At 59.5% G+C, this 18,380-nt stretch carries 11 protein-coding genes; 3 read left to right on the top strand and 8 right to left on the bottom strand.

Going from position 1 to position 18,380, the window contains the following annotated elements; genetic code table 11:
* Positions 1–107: 107 nt before the first annotated feature.
* The 5 genes from bcsC to bcsR are packed head-to-tail and all read right to left on the bottom strand — an operon-like array spanning position 108 to position 9,386.
* Positions 108–3,572, bottom strand: coding sequence for a cellulose synthase complex outer membrane protein BcsC (gene bcsC, locus NR195_RS12620; protein ID WP_256844576.1), 3,465 nt, complete (start codon positions 3,570–3,572; stop codon positions 108–110).
* On the bottom strand, positions 3,565–5,853 hold the full coding sequence (gene bcsB, locus NR195_RS12625) for a cellulose biosynthesis cyclic di-GMP-binding regulatory protein BcsB (RefSeq protein WP_256844577.1): 2,289 nt from the start codon (positions 5,851–5,853) through the stop codon (positions 3,565–3,567). The genes bcsC and bcsB overlap by 8 nt, the downstream gene beginning before the upstream one ends.
* A 4-nt stretch (positions 5,854–5,857) precedes the next feature.
* Positions 5,858–8,461, bottom strand: coding sequence for a UDP-forming cellulose synthase catalytic subunit (gene bcsA / locus NR195_RS12630; protein ID WP_167433270.1), 2,604 nt, complete (start codon positions 8,459–8,461; stop codon positions 5,858–5,860).
* Entirely contained in the window at positions 8,458–9,189 is a 732-nt protein-coding gene (gene bcsQ, locus NR195_RS12635) for a cellulose biosynthesis protein BcsQ (RefSeq protein WP_010257415.1), read from the bottom strand. The genes bcsA and bcsQ overlap by 4 nt, the downstream gene beginning before the upstream one ends.
* Positions 9,189–9,386: a cellulose biosynthesis protein BcsR gene (gene bcsR, locus NR195_RS12640; RefSeq protein ID WP_050680410.1), complete on the bottom strand. Its 198-nt coding sequence runs from the start codon at positions 9,384–9,386 to the stop codon at positions 9,189–9,191. Before bcsR ends, bcsQ begins: the two co-directional genes overlap by 1 nt.
* A gap of 200 nt (positions 9,387–9,586) precedes the next feature.
* On the opposite strand from bcsR, the gene bcsE reads away from it, so the two are divergent.
* Genes bcsE through bcsG form a run of 3 tightly spaced genes read left to right on the top strand, consistent with a single transcriptional unit; the run spans position 9,587 to position 12,971 of the window.
* Complete coding sequence (gene bcsE / locus NR195_RS12645) at positions 9,587–11,122, top strand: cellulose biosynthesis protein BcsE (RefSeq protein WP_256844578.1); 1,536 nt, start codon at positions 9,587–9,589, stop codon at positions 11,120–11,122.
* Positions 11,122–11,310, top strand: coding sequence for a cellulose biosynthesis protein BcsF (bcsF, locus tag NR195_RS12650; RefSeq protein WP_033767599.1), 189 nt, complete (start codon positions 11,122–11,124; stop codon positions 11,308–11,310). The genes bcsE and bcsF overlap by 1 nt, the downstream gene beginning before the upstream one ends.
* Complete coding sequence (gene bcsG, locus NR195_RS12655) at positions 11,310–12,971, top strand: cellulose biosynthesis protein BcsG (protein ID WP_256844579.1); 1,662 nt, start codon at positions 11,310–11,312, stop codon at positions 12,969–12,971. Before bcsF ends, bcsG begins: the two co-directional genes overlap by 1 nt.
* Positions 12,972–13,099: 128 nt before the next feature.
* On the opposite strand, the gene NR195_RS12660 is transcribed toward bcsG, so the two are convergent.
* Genes NR195_RS12660 through NR195_RS12670 form a run of 3 tightly spaced genes read right to left on the bottom strand, consistent with a single transcriptional unit; the run spans position 13,100 to position 18,374 of the window.
* Positions 13,100–14,107, bottom strand: a complete 1,008-nt coding sequence (locus NR195_RS12660; RefSeq protein WP_256844580.1) for a glycosyl hydrolase family 8 — start codon at positions 14,105–14,107, stop codon at positions 13,100–13,102.
* 8 nt (positions 14,108–14,115) lie between these two features.
* Positions 14,116–14,559, bottom strand: a complete 444-nt coding sequence (gene bcsD / locus NR195_RS12665) for a cellulose biosynthesis protein BcsD (protein ID WP_010671651.1) — start codon at positions 14,557–14,559, stop codon at positions 14,116–14,118.
* Entirely contained in the window at positions 14,559–18,374 is a 3,816-nt protein-coding gene (locus tag NR195_RS12670; protein ID WP_256844581.1) for a cellulose biosynthesis protein BcsC, read from the bottom strand. Before NR195_RS12670 ends, bcsD begins: the two co-directional genes overlap by 1 nt.
* Positions 18,375–18,380 lie beyond the last annotated feature (6 nt).

Genomic DNA, 18,380 nt, shown 5'->3' on the forward strand with positions numbered 1-18,380 from the left:
CCTGACGATGAAAAAAGCCCAGATAGCAGACAGTACAATGCCCGCCAGTATATCCCATAAACTGACTTTTTTACCGTCTGAAAAGTCCGGCTTTTTCCCGGCCGGGATTATTTGAAATCTGCGTAAGGGGTCAGCGGCTGTGGCGGCATATCCAGATCCCCTTCCCAGCCTGCGGCAGAGTAACGCACGTAGATAAGCCCGTGACTTGGGGTATAGTCTTTCGCCTGTTGAATATCGACGCCCACCCCGATAAACCAGGCGGGCGTGATACGACGTTCAACCACGCCCTGCAGCGTATACCCCGTGCCGCTGCCGGTGCTGCTGGCGGAAACGGGATTGCTGGCCAGGGTAAAGCCGGGATTGACCGGATAGCGCTGCTGCGCATCGGTTTTCGAATGTGACCAGGAAACCGAGCCGCCCAGGTCGAACGACCAGTTTTCTGTCCGCTGTCGCCAGGTGACCGGCACGGAAAAAGAGAGATACTGCTGCGGACTGTAGTAGCCGCCCTGACCGAAGGTGTAATCGCTGAGATCCTTCTGATAGTGCCAGAGCATACTGTTCAGCCCGACGGTGGCCCGGCGATTATCGCTATTAATGAGCTTGTAGTAGTAGCCGGCCATTAAGCGCTCGCGACTGTTATCCGCAACGTTTTTACCGGTGATCTGATGCGCGCTGATGTCGCCCCAGACACCGTGTGCGCCGCCCTGATCGTAACTCAGCCCGATGCTGCCACCCGTTGCCACTACGCCGCCCCAGCTTTTTCCACCGTTGGCTGATGGATCGCGCGCGCCCGCATAGGAAAGCAGCGAACTGGCGATCGGCCGTCGCGAGGCGGTCAGCGTCACGCCAAGATCCCTGACGTCAGTTTTCCAGCTCAGGCCGCCGGTCCAGTTGGTCACCTCAAAGCCCAGCGGCGTGGTACCCAGATCCGCTGACCAGCGATCATTATGCCAGCCGACGCCCAGCGCAGTGCCCTCGGCGCGCTGACTGGCATCGCGGCTGCATCCGCCGGAACTGGCGTCGTCGCAGCTACCAAACTGCTCGTCGAAGCTGCCGTTGCGGGTGGTAAAACTTCCTGCCGAGACGTCCACCTGGTCGAGACGGAAAAAGCCGCGTCCGTCGGCAAACGGACTTTCCGCCTGCAGCATGGTGGTATGGGCAGTAAAGTCGGAGACCCCAGCCGTACCCTTATTGCGCGAATAATCCTGCTGCACCGTCAGCGTGGTCTCACGCTGACGATAGAGATCTGCGGTGTCGCTGCGAATACTGCGCTTCAGCCAGTCATCCTGTTCCTGAGAGCGTGTCGCGCGGCTGATACTTTCGCCGCTGCCGATACCGCTGGCCGTCATCGCCTGACGATAATCCGCCAGCGCGATCTCTGGCTGCTGCGCGCGCTCCAGCCGTGCCGCATCACGAAACACCAGTGCCTTATCCTGTGATGGCGGCAGTGACGCAGCGCGCTGCTTCAGGCTGGCAAAGCGCACGGCAGCCTGCGTGGTTTCGCCCACCGCCTGCCATGCCAGCGCGGCGCGGCGATCGGCATTAAGAGTATTGGCCTGGGCTGGCTGCTGCTCAAGTGCCTGCCGTGCTTCGCTGTTGCGCTGGAGGGCAACCAGCGCTTCGATTCGTCCCAGCGCTGCGTCGCTGTTGTCAGCTTCACCTGACAGCACCTGCTGATAGATCTCCAGAGCCTGCTGCGCGTCCCCGCGAGCCAGCGCCCAGTCGGCCAGCGTCAGGTTGCGTTGGCTGGAAACCGGCTGCTGGTAAAGCAGCGTCACCGCTGCCCGCTCCTGCCCTGACGCACGAAGCGCTTCGGCGCTGGCAAAAATTTTATCCTGCCCGAGCCGGTCAGCCAGCTCATGTATATTGCTGTTCCACTGCGTTTCAGGCAGGCGATGCAGCGTTGCCAGTGCGGCGTCATCATTATCCCGGCTGGAAAGGTAGAGCGCGGCGGCGTAGAGCGCGGTCGCATCGCCGGGATGCTGCTGTTGCAGCGTCGCGATCTGCGCATCCGCCTGTTGGATGGCCCCACCGTCGCGTAGCGCGCTCGCCAGCCGATAACTGAGCCAGACGTCATCCGGCTGCAGCGCCAGCGCCGCCCGATACTTCTCTGCCGCCTGCGGCCATTTATTCTGCCGGGCGAGCGCATCGGCCTCGGCGCGCAGGCTGTCACTGCGCAGCGCGCGCAACGTTCCCGCCATCTCGCGCTGCTGCCCGGCGGGTAGCGTACTGATAAACTGCATGACGCGGGCAGGCGACTCGGCCTGATAAAGCCCGGCCAGGCGACGCACGGTGGTGGTGTTGGTCGCGTCAAGCCGCAGCGCATGCTGCCAGAACAGTTCGGCACCTGCCGCATCTTTACGCGCCATCGCCACATCGCCCAGGCCAATCAGGGCATAGCTGTCGGTGCTATCAATTTTCTGTGCGGCGCGGTAAGCGCGTTCGGCCCCCTCAACGTCATGCTGCGCCAGCGCCTTGTCGCCCTGTTCGACCGCCAGCCAGTAACGGTTAGTCTGCAGCAGTGACTGCCATTTGCCGATCAACGTGCTCTGCTTGCCCGCTTCAACGGCGCGTTCCAGCCAGAGCACCGCCACGTCACGATGGCCGGCGCGTGCCTGAGTCTGCCCCATTGCACCCATCAATTCGGCGTCGTTGGGGTTATCCTTCAGTGCCCGGCTAAGCGCTGCCATCGCATTATTCACATCGCCCGCCTCGACCAGCGCCAGGCCACGCATCCGTTCGCGATAGGCGGGATCGGCGAGCTGCGCCTGCTGCTTCGCCAGCACATCCGCGCCCTGCTGGTGCGCGTCGCCGTCGGTAAAAACAGCCAGGTAGGCGTTTAACTGCGCCACGCTGCTGTCACTGACCGGCTGATCGTTGATCTGCTGCAGCCAGAGATCGGCGGCAGCGGCGCGTCCGCCATTGCTGTTTGCCAGCTTTTTCAACTGCGCTATCGCCTGCTCCGGCTGCTGTTGATCAAATGCCATGCGTGCAATTTGCAACTCAACCCCGATATTGCCCGGGTAGCGCTGCTCCAGCGCCTGCAGCTGCTGGTAAGCGACGCTCTCCTGACCGGGAGTGCGTGCCAGCAGCCGCCAGTATTCCAGCGCCGTGTTCGCATCCGGAAAAACCCCTCCGAACAATGCATCGTAAGCACTTTTCGCCTCCGACAGGCGCCCCGAGGTGGCGAGCAGGCGCGCCTGCTGCAGCTGCTGACGCCCATCCGACGACATCAGCGTCAGGCCGACGGCGGATTCACGCGTCGCGGCGGAGTCGGGCGCAACCTTTTTCAGCTGCTCCAGCAGCATCTGCGCTTTAGGGATATCGCCCTGACGCAGCGCCAGCCGCAGGCGAGCCGCCAGCACCTGCGGATTATCAGGATCGATCTTCTCAAGCCGGTAGAGCGATTGCTGCACCAGATCGTATTTGTTGGTCGACTCGCCGGTGCGTACCTGTGACAGCAACCATTCGACCGGCGACACCTCCGGTCCGTCGACCGGTGCAGCCAGCCCCGGCAGCGCACTCAGTGCGCCGAGCAGCATGCCTGCCCGCAGCACCTGTGCGTTATTCATCTTCATCCAATAAACGACGACGGGTAATAATTCGCATCAGACGCCAGGTCATCAGCGCGAACAGTACCACCACAAAGAGTGCGCAGAGTGCCAGCCAGAAGGGATGGACGGAGAGTAGCGACCAGAGACGCTCCCACCACGGCAGATGACCAACGTAGTAGCTCTCTCCCACGCGCAGGCTGTTAACCCCTGACTCACGGATCACCACGGTGGAGCCAGACATCGTGCCACGCTTGCCGCTGTCACCCATCGCCTCGTTGAGCAACTGCCAGCTGCGCGGCGCGCCATCGGCGAGCAACGCGACAACGCTGCGCTGATCGTAAAAAGGTGACTGGAAGCCAATCACCGTTGCCAGCGGGCCGCGGGAGCTGATAGTCGTCGTGCTTTCTGCCGCCTGCTCGCGCTGACTTTGCGGGTTCACCTCCGGAGTGATCCGTCGCACAGGCTCTTTCAGCCAGCTGGCGGTGGCGCCGACCAGCGCCGGGATCCGCTGGTCATCCTGAAGATCTTGGGGGATGACGCCGATCATCAGCAGATCCACATCCTGCTTCTTCGCCGTGGCCCAGTCATCGGTCAACTGAACGCGCAGCGCCGGATAGCCGGTTTGCGCACCCATATTGCCCAACGTATTCAGCAGCGTGCTGACCTGCTCTGCATCGGGTTTTGGCGGCATCAGTACCAGGGTTTGCGCCAGATCGGCGTAGCGGCTGAACGGAAAGCCCGCATTCGCCCAGGCGCGCAACGACGGCATTTCGATGTAGTGGCGATAGCCGGAAAAATCGATGCTGGAATTGTCGTCCACCACCACATGATGCGTAATCGGCGTTACAGTTTCGCAGCGTCCATCCGCGTTGCCGCTGATGGTGATGTTGGCGTAATCAAAATCGAAGCGCAGCTGATTCACCACCCCGAGGCGCAGCGCCGGAATCAGCAGCTCATGGCTCTTGTCCAGCATTCCCTGAATCAGCGGAATATGCAGCAGCTGCTGACCCGTCGTATTTTTCGGCGGCAGCGGATAATCCTGAATGAACTGATTATTCAGGTTGACCGCCAGCCGTGAGCCATCCGACTGGAAAGGCGCGGTATAGCGATAGCTCAGATCCATGTCGATACCGCGCGCGCGAACCAGGAAGAGATCGGGCGGCAGATTGAGAGTCAGGCTGACGGGATTAGGCTGCACCCCATCAGACTGCAACTGATTCTCATATTGCGTCAGTTCGGCGAAAGTGGTGCGGCGATCGGTCCGCACCCAGTTAGGGGCGTCATAAGCCTGGCGCGGGGAGAGCAGCTTAACGCTGTCGATGGTTGAGGTATCGCCGCGCAGCAGCAGCTCACCCTGGGCGAGACCCTGAACCGCCGTCAGCAGGTCCTCATCGTTGCGTCCCAGAATCAGCAGCATTTTTTCATACGGATTATCGGGCTGGCTGACAATCTCTACTGTGGGTTTTGTCACCGGCGGCAGATCTTTCAGGAAGTCCGGGCGCGCATCGTTGGTGGCAAACACCACCGCATGCTGCTGTTGCGGCAGCTGGTTATACAGCACCGGGAAACGCTGCCCGCGCCAGCCCGTTTTGCTGCCAAACCAGGAAGCAAGAATGGCGGCAGCCCGCTGCTGCGTGACATCCGGCTGGGCGCTGAACACCATCGGCAGGGTCAGCGGTCGCGTATCCCGCGAATCAAAAAAGGGTTCCGGGAAGTGGGAGAGGTCATTTTTCAGCGGCAGTTTTTGCAGCGTCAGATCGATGCCGCTCTGTTTGCCGATATCCAGCCAGATTGCGCTATTGGCAGGATTTTCACAGACGTTGGCGTAGTGGCCCACCAGCTCGAAACGCACGCGGTTAAAGTCGGCGATGTAACGCGGATCGATCGACAGCTGCGTCTGGATCTCTTTACCCAGCTGTTCCGGCGTCAGGGTAATCAGACCGACCAGCTCATCATTGAGATAAACCTTCAGCTGCGACAGCGTCGGCAGCAGTGCGGGCGAAGGCCGAAAGCTGAGGTTCAGCAACGCGCGCGTCACCACCTCATCGCTGCGCACACCGAACTCAATCTGTCCGGTAGTGCGGGTGCCACGCAGCGTCATGCTGCCAGGCGGCGGTGCCAGCTGGGCAAAGCTCAGCTGGCTGTTCCGCAGCGGCGCGCCGTTATCCTGCGGTAAAGATTGCACAGGCGTTACACCATTGATGTTTGCGGGCGCGTCCTCCTGCGCGGCGGCACAGCTTAACGTTGCACTGCCCAGCAGCAGAGCGGCAAACCACCTGTTTACTCTCGGTATCGTCATATCATCAACTCAATGCGTTTTTTGAAGCTGGCACACGTCCGATGCCTTGCGGCAACAGCGAAGCCAGCCAGCTCACCCCAACGGTAAGCAGGTTAAACAGCCGACGTAACTGCGGCGGGCCATATTCCGCCAGGCGCAGGTAACCTTTGAAACCGAGGATCATGATATCGGCGAGGCTCTGGACCGGTTTATCTTCCGGAAAACCGTCCTGCCACAGCGCCCAGGTATCGGCGCGGGCGAAGGTACACTGGATAAATTCAATATGCTGCTGAGTGGTCAACTGATGGAGACGCACGCCAGCCCGGTGGCCAAAGACACGCTGCACCTGGCACGGGAAGCTGAACTCCTGCTGTCCACGACGCAGCAGCAGCCACACTTTTTCATTCTCCCGCAGCGCATCCGGCTCGCGCATCTCCAGCCCGACGCCGCCGTCAGAGTAGTCACGCAGCGTACAGGGCAGCATATGACCATCTTCGCGTGCAATGGCGGCCGGCATGGCGATCTCCACCCGGTGCGCCTCACGGATCTGCCGTGCTTCAACCGAAACCGCTACCGCACCGCCAAGAATAATCATGTTGTAGAGCACCCAAATCAGGCTCACCCATACCGTCAGTACCTCATTGGCCGGACCGTGCTGCATGCGCCAGAACGCCATCAAAACCCCTGCGAGGTTGAGCAGCACCAGCAGCATATAGGGCTTGGTTATCACCCAGTCCAGATGCTCCTCCTCCACCAGCCCGCCTTTTGCGGTGACGTTAAACTTCCCTTTATGAGGATTGAACAGCGCCACAGTGGTAGGCCGGGCGATATACCAGGCCAGCACCGTCTCGTAGACCTCGCTCCAGAAAGAGTGTCGCCAGCGTCCCTGAATACGCGAGTTGGTGAGGCTGGTATGCAGCATATGGGGCAAAACATAAATGGCGATCGCCAGCGCAGGTGCGTAGATGATGTAGGCATGACAGAGCAGAAACGCCAGCGGCGCCAGCAGGAAGACCAGCCGCGGAATGCCAGAGAGAAAGTGCAGCATGGCGTTGGCATAACAGAGCCGCTGTACCCACTTCAGCCCCTTACCAAACAGCGGGTTATCAAGGCGGAAGATCTGCACCATACCGCGTGCCCAGCGGATGCGCTGTCCGATATGCGCTGACAGACTTTCGGTCGCCAGTCCGGCCGCCTGAGGAATGCGGATGTAGGCCGAGGTGTAGCCGCGCCGGTGCAGCCGCAGCGAGGTATGGGCATCTTCGGTAACGGTTTCCACCGCAATACCGCCAATTTCATCCAGCGCGCTGCGGCGCAGCACGGCGCAGGAGCCGCAGAAAAAGGTGGCATCCCAGGTATCATTACCGTCCTGCACCAGCCCATAAAAGAGCGAACCCTCATTGGGCGTACGACGAAACCGCCCGAGATTGCGCTCAAACGGATCAGGCGAGAAGAAGTGATGCGGCGTCTGCATCATCGCCAGCCGGGGATCTTTAATAAACCAGCCCATGGTCATCTGCAAAAAGGCGCGCGTCGGCACATGGTCACAGTCGAAAATCACCACAAATTCGCTGCGGCAGTACTTTTTCAGCGCGTGATTGATGTTGCCGGCCTTGGCGTGCTCATGGGTGGGACGGACGACATAGTTGATACCCACGCTGGCGGCAAAGTCGCGGAATTCCGGCCGGTCGCCGTCGTCGAGCAGATAGATATTCAGGCGGTCTTTCGGCCAGTCGATGCCCATGGCAGCGTAGATGGTGGGTCTGACCACGCTGAGCGGTTCGTTGTAGGTTGGCACCAGCAGATCGATGCCTGGCCACTGATCCCGATCGACAGGCATCGACACCGGCTGACGGTTAAGTGGCCAGAGCGTCTGAAAATAGCCCAGCACCAGCACCACCCAGGCGTAGGTCTCTGCCGCAATAAGCAGCAGACCAAACACCAGACTCAGCGGATCGTCCCAGTTCAGCGTCGAGGTATAGCGCCACCAGAGGTAGCGGCACGATACGGTCAGCGACAGCACAATCAGCATCATGGTCGGGAAACGCCCCGGGACGCGTCGTACCAGCATCGCCAGACTCCAGAGCAGTACCACAAAGATAAACTGCGTCATCAGGCCAAACGGCTGGCTGATACAGAGCAGCGCCAGCAACGTGGCAAACAGGGCAGTGACGGCGAAGAGGCTGCGTCGCACCAGCGGCGACAGCCGCTTCAGCCATTGTTCGATGCGCACATCGATTCCCTGGGTCTGTGAGTGGGCAACGGCCTTGTCCAGCCAGCGGTAGCCATGGTGGCGCCAGCCAGACAGCGCACCGAGGCCACGGAAACCGCCGCGATCGCGATCGCTCTGCGGCAGGATCACCAAAAGCCACAGCGTCTGGATCAGATAACGCAGGATATCCAGCGGTCGTGGCCGCTCCGGCGAAATGTGCGGATAGAGCCGGCGGCGCTGCTGAATAATCCGCTGCCAGCCTGGTGTTTCGAAGCGAAGCAGCATCAGGCCCAGCACCGACCAGAACAGATGGAGCGCACTGGCGAAGCGGGACGCGCCATTGCCTCGCGCGGTGGTGTAGCCCCTGTGCAGCGATTGCCAGGCGGGCGCCGTTAACAGCCAGCACAACGGATTCAAGAGCTCACTCCATTCAGATTGAGCAGCAGCCAGCTTGCCAGCGTGATGATCTCTTCACTGACCAACGCATGTGGCCGGTATTCACCGACCGGCTGCTTCATCATCAGCGCTTCTGCCAGCGCCTCATCCCGGTGGATCAGCAGCGGTATCAGCGGATTCAGCGAGGCCATCCAGAGCTGATGCAGATCCTGCTGCAGACGACTGTTGGCATTAAACTGATTGATAATAAACCGGGTGCGCGCCGGAAACTGGCGCTGGCTAAGCCGTAAATGGCAATTCGCGTCTGGCTGAGTGACGCACAACAGGCTGTCCAGCGTGGGATAGAGCGTTTCATGCCAGGGCAGGGTATCGGCAGGCAGATCGAAAATAATCCACTGATAGCGCGCCCGCAGGTCCGGCAATGCCTGGAGCAGCGGCGCGGCGATCGCCTCATTCTGTCTGGCAATAGTCAAAGCATGCTGATGGGACAGCACCCCGTGAGGCAGCAAATCAGGACCATCGGGATAGCGAAGCCCGCTGTGCTGCCAGTCACCGCCCTCACACAGTGCTTTCATCCAGCCATTATCCTGCTGAGCGGGCAGATTAAAATGCACGCCAAGCTGGCTGACCGGGGAGCCATCGATCAACAATACTCGTTCGCCGAGTGCCGCCAGCGCCCAGCCTAATCCGGCACAAAGAGAAGTCGTGCCGACGCCGCCCCGTACGCCCTGAAGCGCGATCTGCGGCATCAGCGATCGGTCTCAGACTGGCTGGCAAGGGTTTCCGCTAATAGCGGCCAGCGCGACATGATCGCTTTCAGGCGCTCTTCCCGCGCAATGTCGACATAGCGGAAAGAGTGCAAAGAAAACGCATCGCGCAACGCGCTAATATCATCCTGACGATCGCCATCAGCGGCAACAGGGTTATAGAGATTGTGGTTTTTCATTACTGTTCGCCAAAAATAAAACAACGTCACACTCAGGATGACCGACTGCGCGTAAAGGAAAGTTGAAAAATATTTCCAGAAACGCGGCAATTGCAGAACAATGTGAGCCGGCCTGTGATTAGCAATGTTTAAATTTCTCAGGTTACATCCCGGCCTGTCTATAATAAGCTAGCCTGGACTGGAAAAATAACGAATTCAATATGAAAAATTCTTTTTCGCTGGGGCTGTTGCATGTTCAGCCTGAATTAACGGCATTGCAAACGCCTGGCTGTTATTGGGTGACCTGTGCGCGGCAGGATGACGCCCGCACTTTTATTCGACAGGTAATTTCACATCAGCAGGCCGTAACGCTGATCAGCGCTGACCAGCCGCCGCGTGATTTGCTGACGCCCGACCCACCTGGCGGACCCGATCGTATTCCGCTGTTTTCTCTTTCCAAAAGCAAAGGCAGTTTGTTGCAGCTGGAAAGTGATTTTCTGCGCACGCTCGGCAGTAAAAATGGGTTAGTGATATTTAATAGCAACGCAGCGCAATGGGATAAGCTTGATGACGCAGAATTATCCCGCTGGATAAAGGGCATGCGTCAGACGCTGCATAAAAGAAAGCTCACCCTTTTAATCGTGACCTCCGGCACCACAATAATAAATCTGAGTAATCATCTTCAGCGTTATTTTCGTCAGCTGGATGGCGTTGCGCATTTGAGCTTTCAGCAGGATAGCTGGCAGTATCGAATTAACTGGTGGTATGCCGCGGAACGCCTGCTTGCCGATCGGGCAATACGTCTGGGCTGTGAAAATGAACGCTTTTTTACCTTAAATGAAAAGCAGGAACCACTGAGCCTCAACGACGAGCAGCATTATCTTGCGGACAACATCGTGCTCGAGGGCGCGCCGCCGCTTTCACGCCAGTGGCAACTGTTCGAGGATAATGAGCAGGTCTGGTTGCGGGCGCAGCAGGCCAATGCCGCAACGGTGATTTTCAGCCTGACCCGCAGCGAATATATCAACGAACTGGCGAAGATGGTGCACAGCCTGCGTCGTACACGCGGCAACGGACTGAAAATTGTGGTGCGCGAGATGGGTGCCAGCCTGCGTTATAGCGACGAACGTCTGCTGCTGGCCTGCGGTGTAAACGCCATCGTCCCGACCAACGCCACAATGTCGCGCTTTCTGACCACGCTGGAGGGCCTTCAGGGACAGGTGTTTAACCGTCGCGTTCCCGCCAGTCTTGAGGCGTTAACCGCTTCGTTGCAGCCTCTGCATGAGAAAGGCTACCTGCGTCTCGATGCCTTCTGTCAGTCAGTCGGCCAGTTGATCAGCAATACCCTGCTGCCGGAAAATGATAAGGGCCTGCTGGTCGCGTTGCGGCCTGTGCCACAGCTTAAGCCTCAGCAAATCCTGACGCTCTGTAAACCGCGCCGCTTTGGCGACCTGGTCACGGTACTGGAAGATCGTGTCATCCTTTTCCTCTCTTCCTGCCGCTATAACGACCTTGATAAGGCATTGAAATATATTTTTTCTCTGCCTCACGACGAGCTGTTTGCTAACCGGATGGTCTGGTTTGAAGATAATCAGATCCTCGCGGAAGTCAGCAATATTAAGAAACTGACGCCGATGGCAATTCAGGATCTGGCTCCGGTATCAGAGACGGCCCGCGCCGCCGTTGAGAGCCGGCCTGAAACACATGAACGCTCTGTACCGCAGCCCATCACTTTACTGCCGGAGAACAAAGCCTGATGAATCTGATGGACTGGGTACAAATTGCGCTACTTATTCTGGTTATCTTGCTGTTTTTAAAGCCGTTATATCAAAAATGGCTACCCCATCGCTGGAACGGCATCATGAATCGTTTGTTGCCAGCGCGCGCGCTTAAATCGGAAGGTCACTGGCAGCGTCAATCCTCTGAAACGGATAGAAAAAATTAATGAATACTGATCAACCCGCGGCGGCCTCCTCTTCCCGCTTCTGGTCCTCCTGGCGCGGACTGGGCGGCTGGAATTTCTACTTTTTACTGAAGTTCGGCCTGCTGTGGTATGGCTATCTCAATTTTCACGCCCTGAGCAATCTGGTGTTTCTCGCCTGGCTGCTTTTTCCGTTACCCTCGGCGCGCCTGCATCGCATCCGCCAGTTGATCTCGATTCCGGTTGGCATCGCGCTATTCTGGCACGACACCTGGCTGCCAGGACTCAGCAGCATACTCAGCCAGGGCGATCAGCTGGCGGGCTTCTCTGCGGCCTATCTGCTCGACCTGGCCGATCGCTTTATTAACTGGCAAATGGTGGGAGCCGCCTTTGTGCTGCTGGTTCTCTATCTGTTTGTTTCACAATGGGTTCGCATCACGGTGCTGGTTTCCCTGATGCTGATCTGGCTTAACGTGCTGACGATTGCTGGCCCGGCGATGTCGCTGCTGCCGACCCGGACGGCTACGCCACAGGTCGTATTGAATCAGACACCCAGCGGCGGCCAGCCAGCCGCCACGCCGGATGGACTGGAGCAGTCTGCGCCGCCGACCAGCGCGAATCTCACCGCCTGGCTGAACCGCTTTCATGAAAGTGAACGCCAGCGCGTGACGCATTTTCCCGACAATCTGCCTGCCGATTCGCAGCCTTTCGACATCCTGGTGATCAATATCTGTTCGCTCGCCTGGTCTGATATGGATGCTTCTCAGCTGCGTAACCATCCGCTGTGGCAGCATTTCGACATCATGCTGAGCAATTACAACGCCGCAACCAGCTACAGCGGACCGGCGGGTATCCGACTGCTGCGTGCCAGTTGTGGCCAGACCTCGCATAGCGATCTCTATAAACCTGCCGATCCGCGTTGCTATCTGTTCGACAATCTGGCGAAGCTGGGCTTTAAAGAGCAGTTGATGATGGATCACACTGGGGTATTCGGTAACTACCTGAAGGAGGTGCGCGAGGGCGGCGATATTCAGGCACCGCTGATGTCACAGGCGGGTATCGCACCAGAACTGACATCATTCGACGGCTCGCCGGTATTCAACGATGCGCAACTGATGCAGCGCTGGCTGGACGACCGCAGCAAAAGCAGCGATGCACGCAGCGCCACCTTCTACAATCTGATCCCGCTGCACGACGGCACCCGTGAACTCGGCAGCACCAAAACGGCACCGTGGAAACCGCGCGCGCAACGACTATTCGATCAGCTTGATGCCTTTATGACGCAGCTGGAGAAGTCGGGCCGCCGCGTCATGGTACTGGTAGTGCCCGAGCACGGTGCCGCGCTGCAGGGAGACAAAATGCAGATGTCCGGCCTGCGCGATATTCCCAGCCCGGATATTACTCACGTACCGGTGGGCATTAAGTTCGTCGGAATGAAGGCGCCGCATCAGGCTCAGCCATTGAACATTGATGCGCCGACCAGCCTGCTGGCCTTGTCAGAGATTGTGTCGCGCGTCGTAGATGGGCAGGTATTTAATGCCCCGAATGTGAATATGTCGGTGCTGACTGACAAGCTGCCACAGACGCCGGTGGTGTCGGAAAATGACGGTGCAGTGGTGATAATGTATCAGGGCAAACCCTGGATCAGGCTGAACGGCGGCGACTGGGTCGCCTATCCGCAGTAACGCGTAACCGCCGGGTTGCAGAGCCGTGACCCGGCAGTTAAAGGCGGGTCAGGCGCGGCGCCTGCTCCCTGTTGAGCGCGTGGCTGTCGATGGCAGAATAGCGGCCAGTGCCGCCATTCTGCCAGTTATCAGCGCTTCTCCTGAAACGCCTGCCAGGTCAGCAACTGCAGACTGGCAGAAAAGTAGTTCTGATCCGCAGCCAGCTTATCGCTCAGATAGCCGGTTTCATTCAGCGTCAGGTCACGTACCGCCAGCAGTCCGCCCTCAAGATGGTAAGGTGCAGGGGCGTTCGCCAGCACGTCGAACCAGGCGGGTGTCAGCATGCGGCTGTAACTCTGCCAGACGCGCTGAAACGGCACCAGTGCCAGACTGTGCGGGTCATACCACCAGATGTTCAGCGGCACGCGAATCGCATCGTAACTGAAGCGGTTCGAGTAGCCGACGGCCGGGGCAACCGAACCGTCGGCATTCAGTGCGACCCAGTCCATTGGCAGCCCGGTTTTGCCAAAGCTCAGCTTACCCAGCAGATCAAAGCCATCGTTAATCAGCTTATCCCAGACCTGAAGATGGCTGTGTTCACCAAACTCGCGCCATGCCTGAAACAGGAAGTAAGAGGGATTGAGCACCACATAACTGACTTTGTTAAAGCCCTGCGCACCCGGCAGCATCACGGTGTGGCCGCCAAAGCTCGTGACATCCAGCCTGATAATGGCGCGCTGAATACGGTCAGATTCCTGCTGGTAGCTCTCCACCTGCCATTTCTGTGCAGCACGCTGTAGCGCCCAGGCCAGCAACACATCGCCATCCGCGGCGTTATTCTTGTCGGCGACCGGGTTGTCACTGCCCGGCACGTAGCGCCAGTAAAAAAGCTCGGTCTGCGGATTACGCAGCTGGCTGCGCGTCCACTGCCACAACCGATCAAAGGTGGCGCGATCGTCGTTGGCCACCGCCAGCAACATGCCATAACCCTGGCCTTCGGTATGACTGACGTTGTTATTGGCGGTGTCAGTGATCCGCCCTTCTGAGGTCACAAAGCGACTTTTAAAAGTCTCCCAGCCGCTGGCACTCGCCTGCGCGCTGCAGGCCAGCAGTAAAACAGAGCAGAGCCAGACCCGCCAGAGTGGATTACGTTTCATTTCCGATCCTATTGATATCGATAGTGCAGCGTGCTGCCATCGTTGAGTTCAAGCGTAACCGGCACAATGCTGCTGCCGCCCTGGCCCTGCAACCAGCCCGAAAAAAGTCCGGCCATCACCGCACCAAACGCCGCCTGCCAGTCAGCCGGAGAGTGGATGTTGTCGCCTGCCGGTAAGGCGTGATACGCAATCAGCAGCGCCTTCTCTTCCGGCTGAAGCTGCACAAAGCCCCAGTTAAACCGCGCCAGTTGCAGATTGCACTCGCGCTCCAGATCCTGCACGGTACGCGACTCTGGCAAAGGATAGCGGTTCGCCAGCGATTCCCCCATCTTATAGAGAAAGGCTTCCGCCTCCTGCTGACCGGCGTTGGCGATCATCCCGTCAATCAGCACGCTGACCAGGTCAAACCAGCCTGGCTGATACGGATGCGATACCCCCGAATGCTCACTCATTACTTCTCTCCGAACAGGTAACGGACATAGAGCTGCGCGCTGCTTTCGTTGTAGTCACCAAAGGTGTCATAACCCAGCTGGCCGCCAATCGTCACATCTTTATTGAGTTTGTAGTCCGCCCCGGCGTGCAGGTTGTAGCCGATGCCGTTTTTACTGCCGCCGGAGTAGTAAGCGTCTTTCACGCTGCCGCTGGCGGCAAGGGATTCCAGCTCTGACTGCAGGCTGGCATCCGACGGGAAGTACGCGCTCTTATCCTGACTGTAGGTCTGATAACCGGCTGCACCGCCAATATTCACTTTCAGATCGTCAAACTTGCGTGAGAACTCTATCGGGAACGAGACCGACGCATAGTTCTGCGGGCTGAAGTAGCCGCCCTGACCGTAGCTGAAGTAGCTGAGGTTTTTCGAGAAGTCCATCCACGACAGGCTCATGCCCACTTTCAGCTCGCGATCCTCAGTGTGAAACGGACGAACGTAGGCACCGGCAGTTGCCTGCAGGTTGTTGTTGCTGGCGACATTCTCGCCGAGATAGCTGTAAGCGCCCGCACCAGCATAGAAGCCGGCATCGCCATTGTCGTAGCTTAACAGGGCGTTAGCGCCGTTTTTGGTGACGCGTCCCCAGCGTTTGCCGCTGGCTTTATCTTCTGCGCCGACGTAAGAGAGCAGGCTGTCGGTAATCGCGCGGCGCTCACCGGTCAGGATTAGCGTCAGGAAGTCGGTGAGTTTCGGTGACCACTGTACGCCCCCGACCAGAGTACTGAGATCCTGGCCCAGCGGCGTACTGCCGATATCCACTTTATACCTGTCGCCCTTCAGCGCCAGATTCAGCTCCACACCTGAGGCGGTTTGCGAATCGGTGGTGGCGTTCGGCAGGTCATTCACCGTCGCACCGCCTGCGGCGACCACTCTGCCCTGACTCAGCGCATTAGTGCCAAAACGGCGCCAGGCATCGGCTGCGCCACTGCCCGCCGTAAGTGACACCGGCGTGGCGGTAAAGTCGAAGCGCGCCGTTTCAAACGGCACGGTAGAGAAGGTCAGCGGCGCTTTGGCTTCCGTCAGCTTGCTCAGGCCCGACTCGCCATCACGCCCGCGCACCTGCACCGTGCCCTGACTCCAGCTGCCGGTTTTTTCCTGCAGCGAATCCATCATGGTGTCGACGTCGTGCAGAATCTGTGACTGTTGAGCAACGGTTTCGCTGCCCGCGGCCGGTTCACTCTGCGTTGTCACGCCAGCGGCAACGCCCGCCGGTGCCGCCTGCCACGGCAGCACGGTGCCGTAGCTGGATGGTGAACGTCCCACCGGCGAAGTATCACGGTTGATAAACGGATTATCCGCCAGCGCCAGTCCGCCCACGGTCGGCACGCTGCCAGGCTGCGCGCCCTGCAGGCCAATCAGCTGACCGCGCGCTGAACGCAGATAAGTCATCGCCTGAGAATGCTCGCCATTGGCTTCCGCGACCCGCGCCAGCAGCAGCAGACGATCCGGTGTCTGAGTCGTACTGTTAAGGCCGCGACTCAGCTCATTAGCGCGCTGCACATTGTTCTGCGCCAGCGCGACGTTGATGGCCCCGACGCGCGCATCCTGCGTCGGCGTATCCTGGGTCATCAGGTAGTCATAGACCACGCCCGCATCCCGGTTCATCTTGCCGTCCTGGTAGAGACGGGCCATCGCGAACATCAGATCGCGGTTCTGCGGATCCTGCTGCAGTGCACCAATCAGCTTGTCATACGCCACCGCGTACTGACGCTGCTGCCGCAGACGATCCACTTCGTTAATCAGATAGCCATTGCGAATACCGGCCAGTTGCGTTGGCGTACTGCGCGCCTGCAGTTCCGGATTGCTGAGGAAGCGCTGCGCCTCACTGCCGAGGCCCGCCTGATTCAGTACCGTCATCTGCGCGGCATAATCGCCCGCATTGCCCTGCACGCCACGCTGCAGGTTAGTCCGCACCACCGAAACGGCGCTGGTGAGATCGCCCGCCTGCGCCAGCTTCTGCGCCAGGTTTCCGGCATCAACCGGGTTGGTGGGTGGATTAACCGTGAGCGCCTTCAGGGTATTGGCGGCGGCAGCCGTCGCGCCCTGCGCCAGATACTGGTCGGCCGTGCTCATCTGCAGATTGAAATTAACCCGCTGCGCCAGTTCACGCATCGCCGCCGTCTTCGCGTTAGCGGGAATGCGCGACAGCAACGTGCTGGCCTGCTGCCAGCCGCCGCTTTCGCTGGCGTTAAGCGCACCGGCATACAGTTCGCTGGTGCTGGCCCCGTTGCGCATCACCGGCTGCATCACGTTGGCCGCCAGCAGCGTGTCGCCTTGCTGACGATAGAGCCGGGCTAAATCGAGCCGCAGCCAGCCATCCGTGGGATAGCGCTGAATACCCTGCTGCAGCGTCGCGATGGCAGCGGCATTGTTACCGGCTGCAAGCTGACGCTTCGCCTGCTGACGCAGCGCATCGGCTTCATTGCCCCGTGGCGTGACGCTCTGGCGTACGCTGTCCGGCAATGCACCCAGCAGCGTGTTAGCTTCGGTGCCCCGATTCTGCTGACGCAGAACGTAGAACAGTCCCTCTTTGGCGCTGCGGTTATCCGCATCGCTTTGCAGAATAGTGCGATAGAGTTGCTCCGCCTGCTGTGGCTGATTGGTGCGGCGCAGCACGTCGGCGCGGAACAGCCTGGCGGCCAGCCCTTTTTCGCCGTCAGCCTGCACCAGCGGTTCGCTTAATGTCAGCGCCTGCGCCGTGTCTCCGCTTTTCAGTGCCTGCTGGGCGCTGGCCAGCTGTGCATAAAAACGCGCATCGTCAGCCTGCTGCTGACGCGATGAACCCTGATCGCCGCCGAGCTGAGCAGACCGCTGCAGATAATCCGCCGCTTCCTGATAACGTCCGGCTCGCTGGGCCACATAGCCCATGCCCGCTAACGCATCGGCATCCTGCGGATTCGCACCCAGTACTTTTTCAAAGCTGGACTGCGCACCGCCGACGTCACCGCTGTTCAGCGCGCTGAATCCGGCCCCTTTTTCTGCGCCGCCGACGTTTTTACGGTAGTAGTCGATGACGGCGGAGTCCTGCGGATGACGCTGCTGCCAGGTCTGATAGAGCGCCGCATCTGACGGCTGCGGACCGAGCCACAGCAGCGCCTGACGCAGTGAGCGGTCGGCATCCTGATTACCGCTCGCCAGCGAACTCAGCACCTCAATGCCTTCGCGACGGGTTGTTTCCTGATAGGTCAGCGCTTTACCCAGCGCCAGCCGTGCGCCGGTGTCCTGCGGATGCTGAGCCGCAAACTGGCGCAGTGCCTCAACCGCCTGCGGCAGCAGCGTACGGTCGCCCGCCATAGTGAGATAATATTCTGCCGCGACGCTGGGTGGTGGCGCATTGCCGCTGAAGGTGTTGCGCCAGGTCTGTAACGCCGCCGGAATATTGCCGCTGCGCGCCTGCTGACGCGCCAGCGCAAGCTGCGCCTGCGGAATGGTCTGCATCTGGCGCGCGTTATCCAGCTCGCCAAGATGCGGATCGTTGGGGGAGACCTGACTCAGACGGGCGCGATACTGCGCCGCCGCCGCAGTGTCGCCACCCTGCTGTGAATAGAGCGCCAGCAGGTAGAGCGCCTGAGTGTTGTTGGGTTCAACCATCAGCACCTTTTGCAGTGAGGCTGTCGCCAGGTCGTCATGCGCTTTCTGATGCCAGTAAGAGGCCTGATCGAACAGCGCCTGCAACGCCGGATTGGCGCTTTCCGCCGCCAGCAGCGGCTGTGACAGGGCCAGCGCACTGCCCAGCAGCAACGCCTTACGGATACCGGCACTTAACAGATTTTTTTTCATTATTAT

The organism is Pantoea sp. Ft-CA_14 (assembly GCF_024520875.1).
In the GTDB taxonomy this organism is placed as follows: domain Bacteria; phylum Pseudomonadota; class Gammaproteobacteria; order Enterobacterales; family Enterobacteriaceae; genus Pantoea; species Pantoea agglomerans.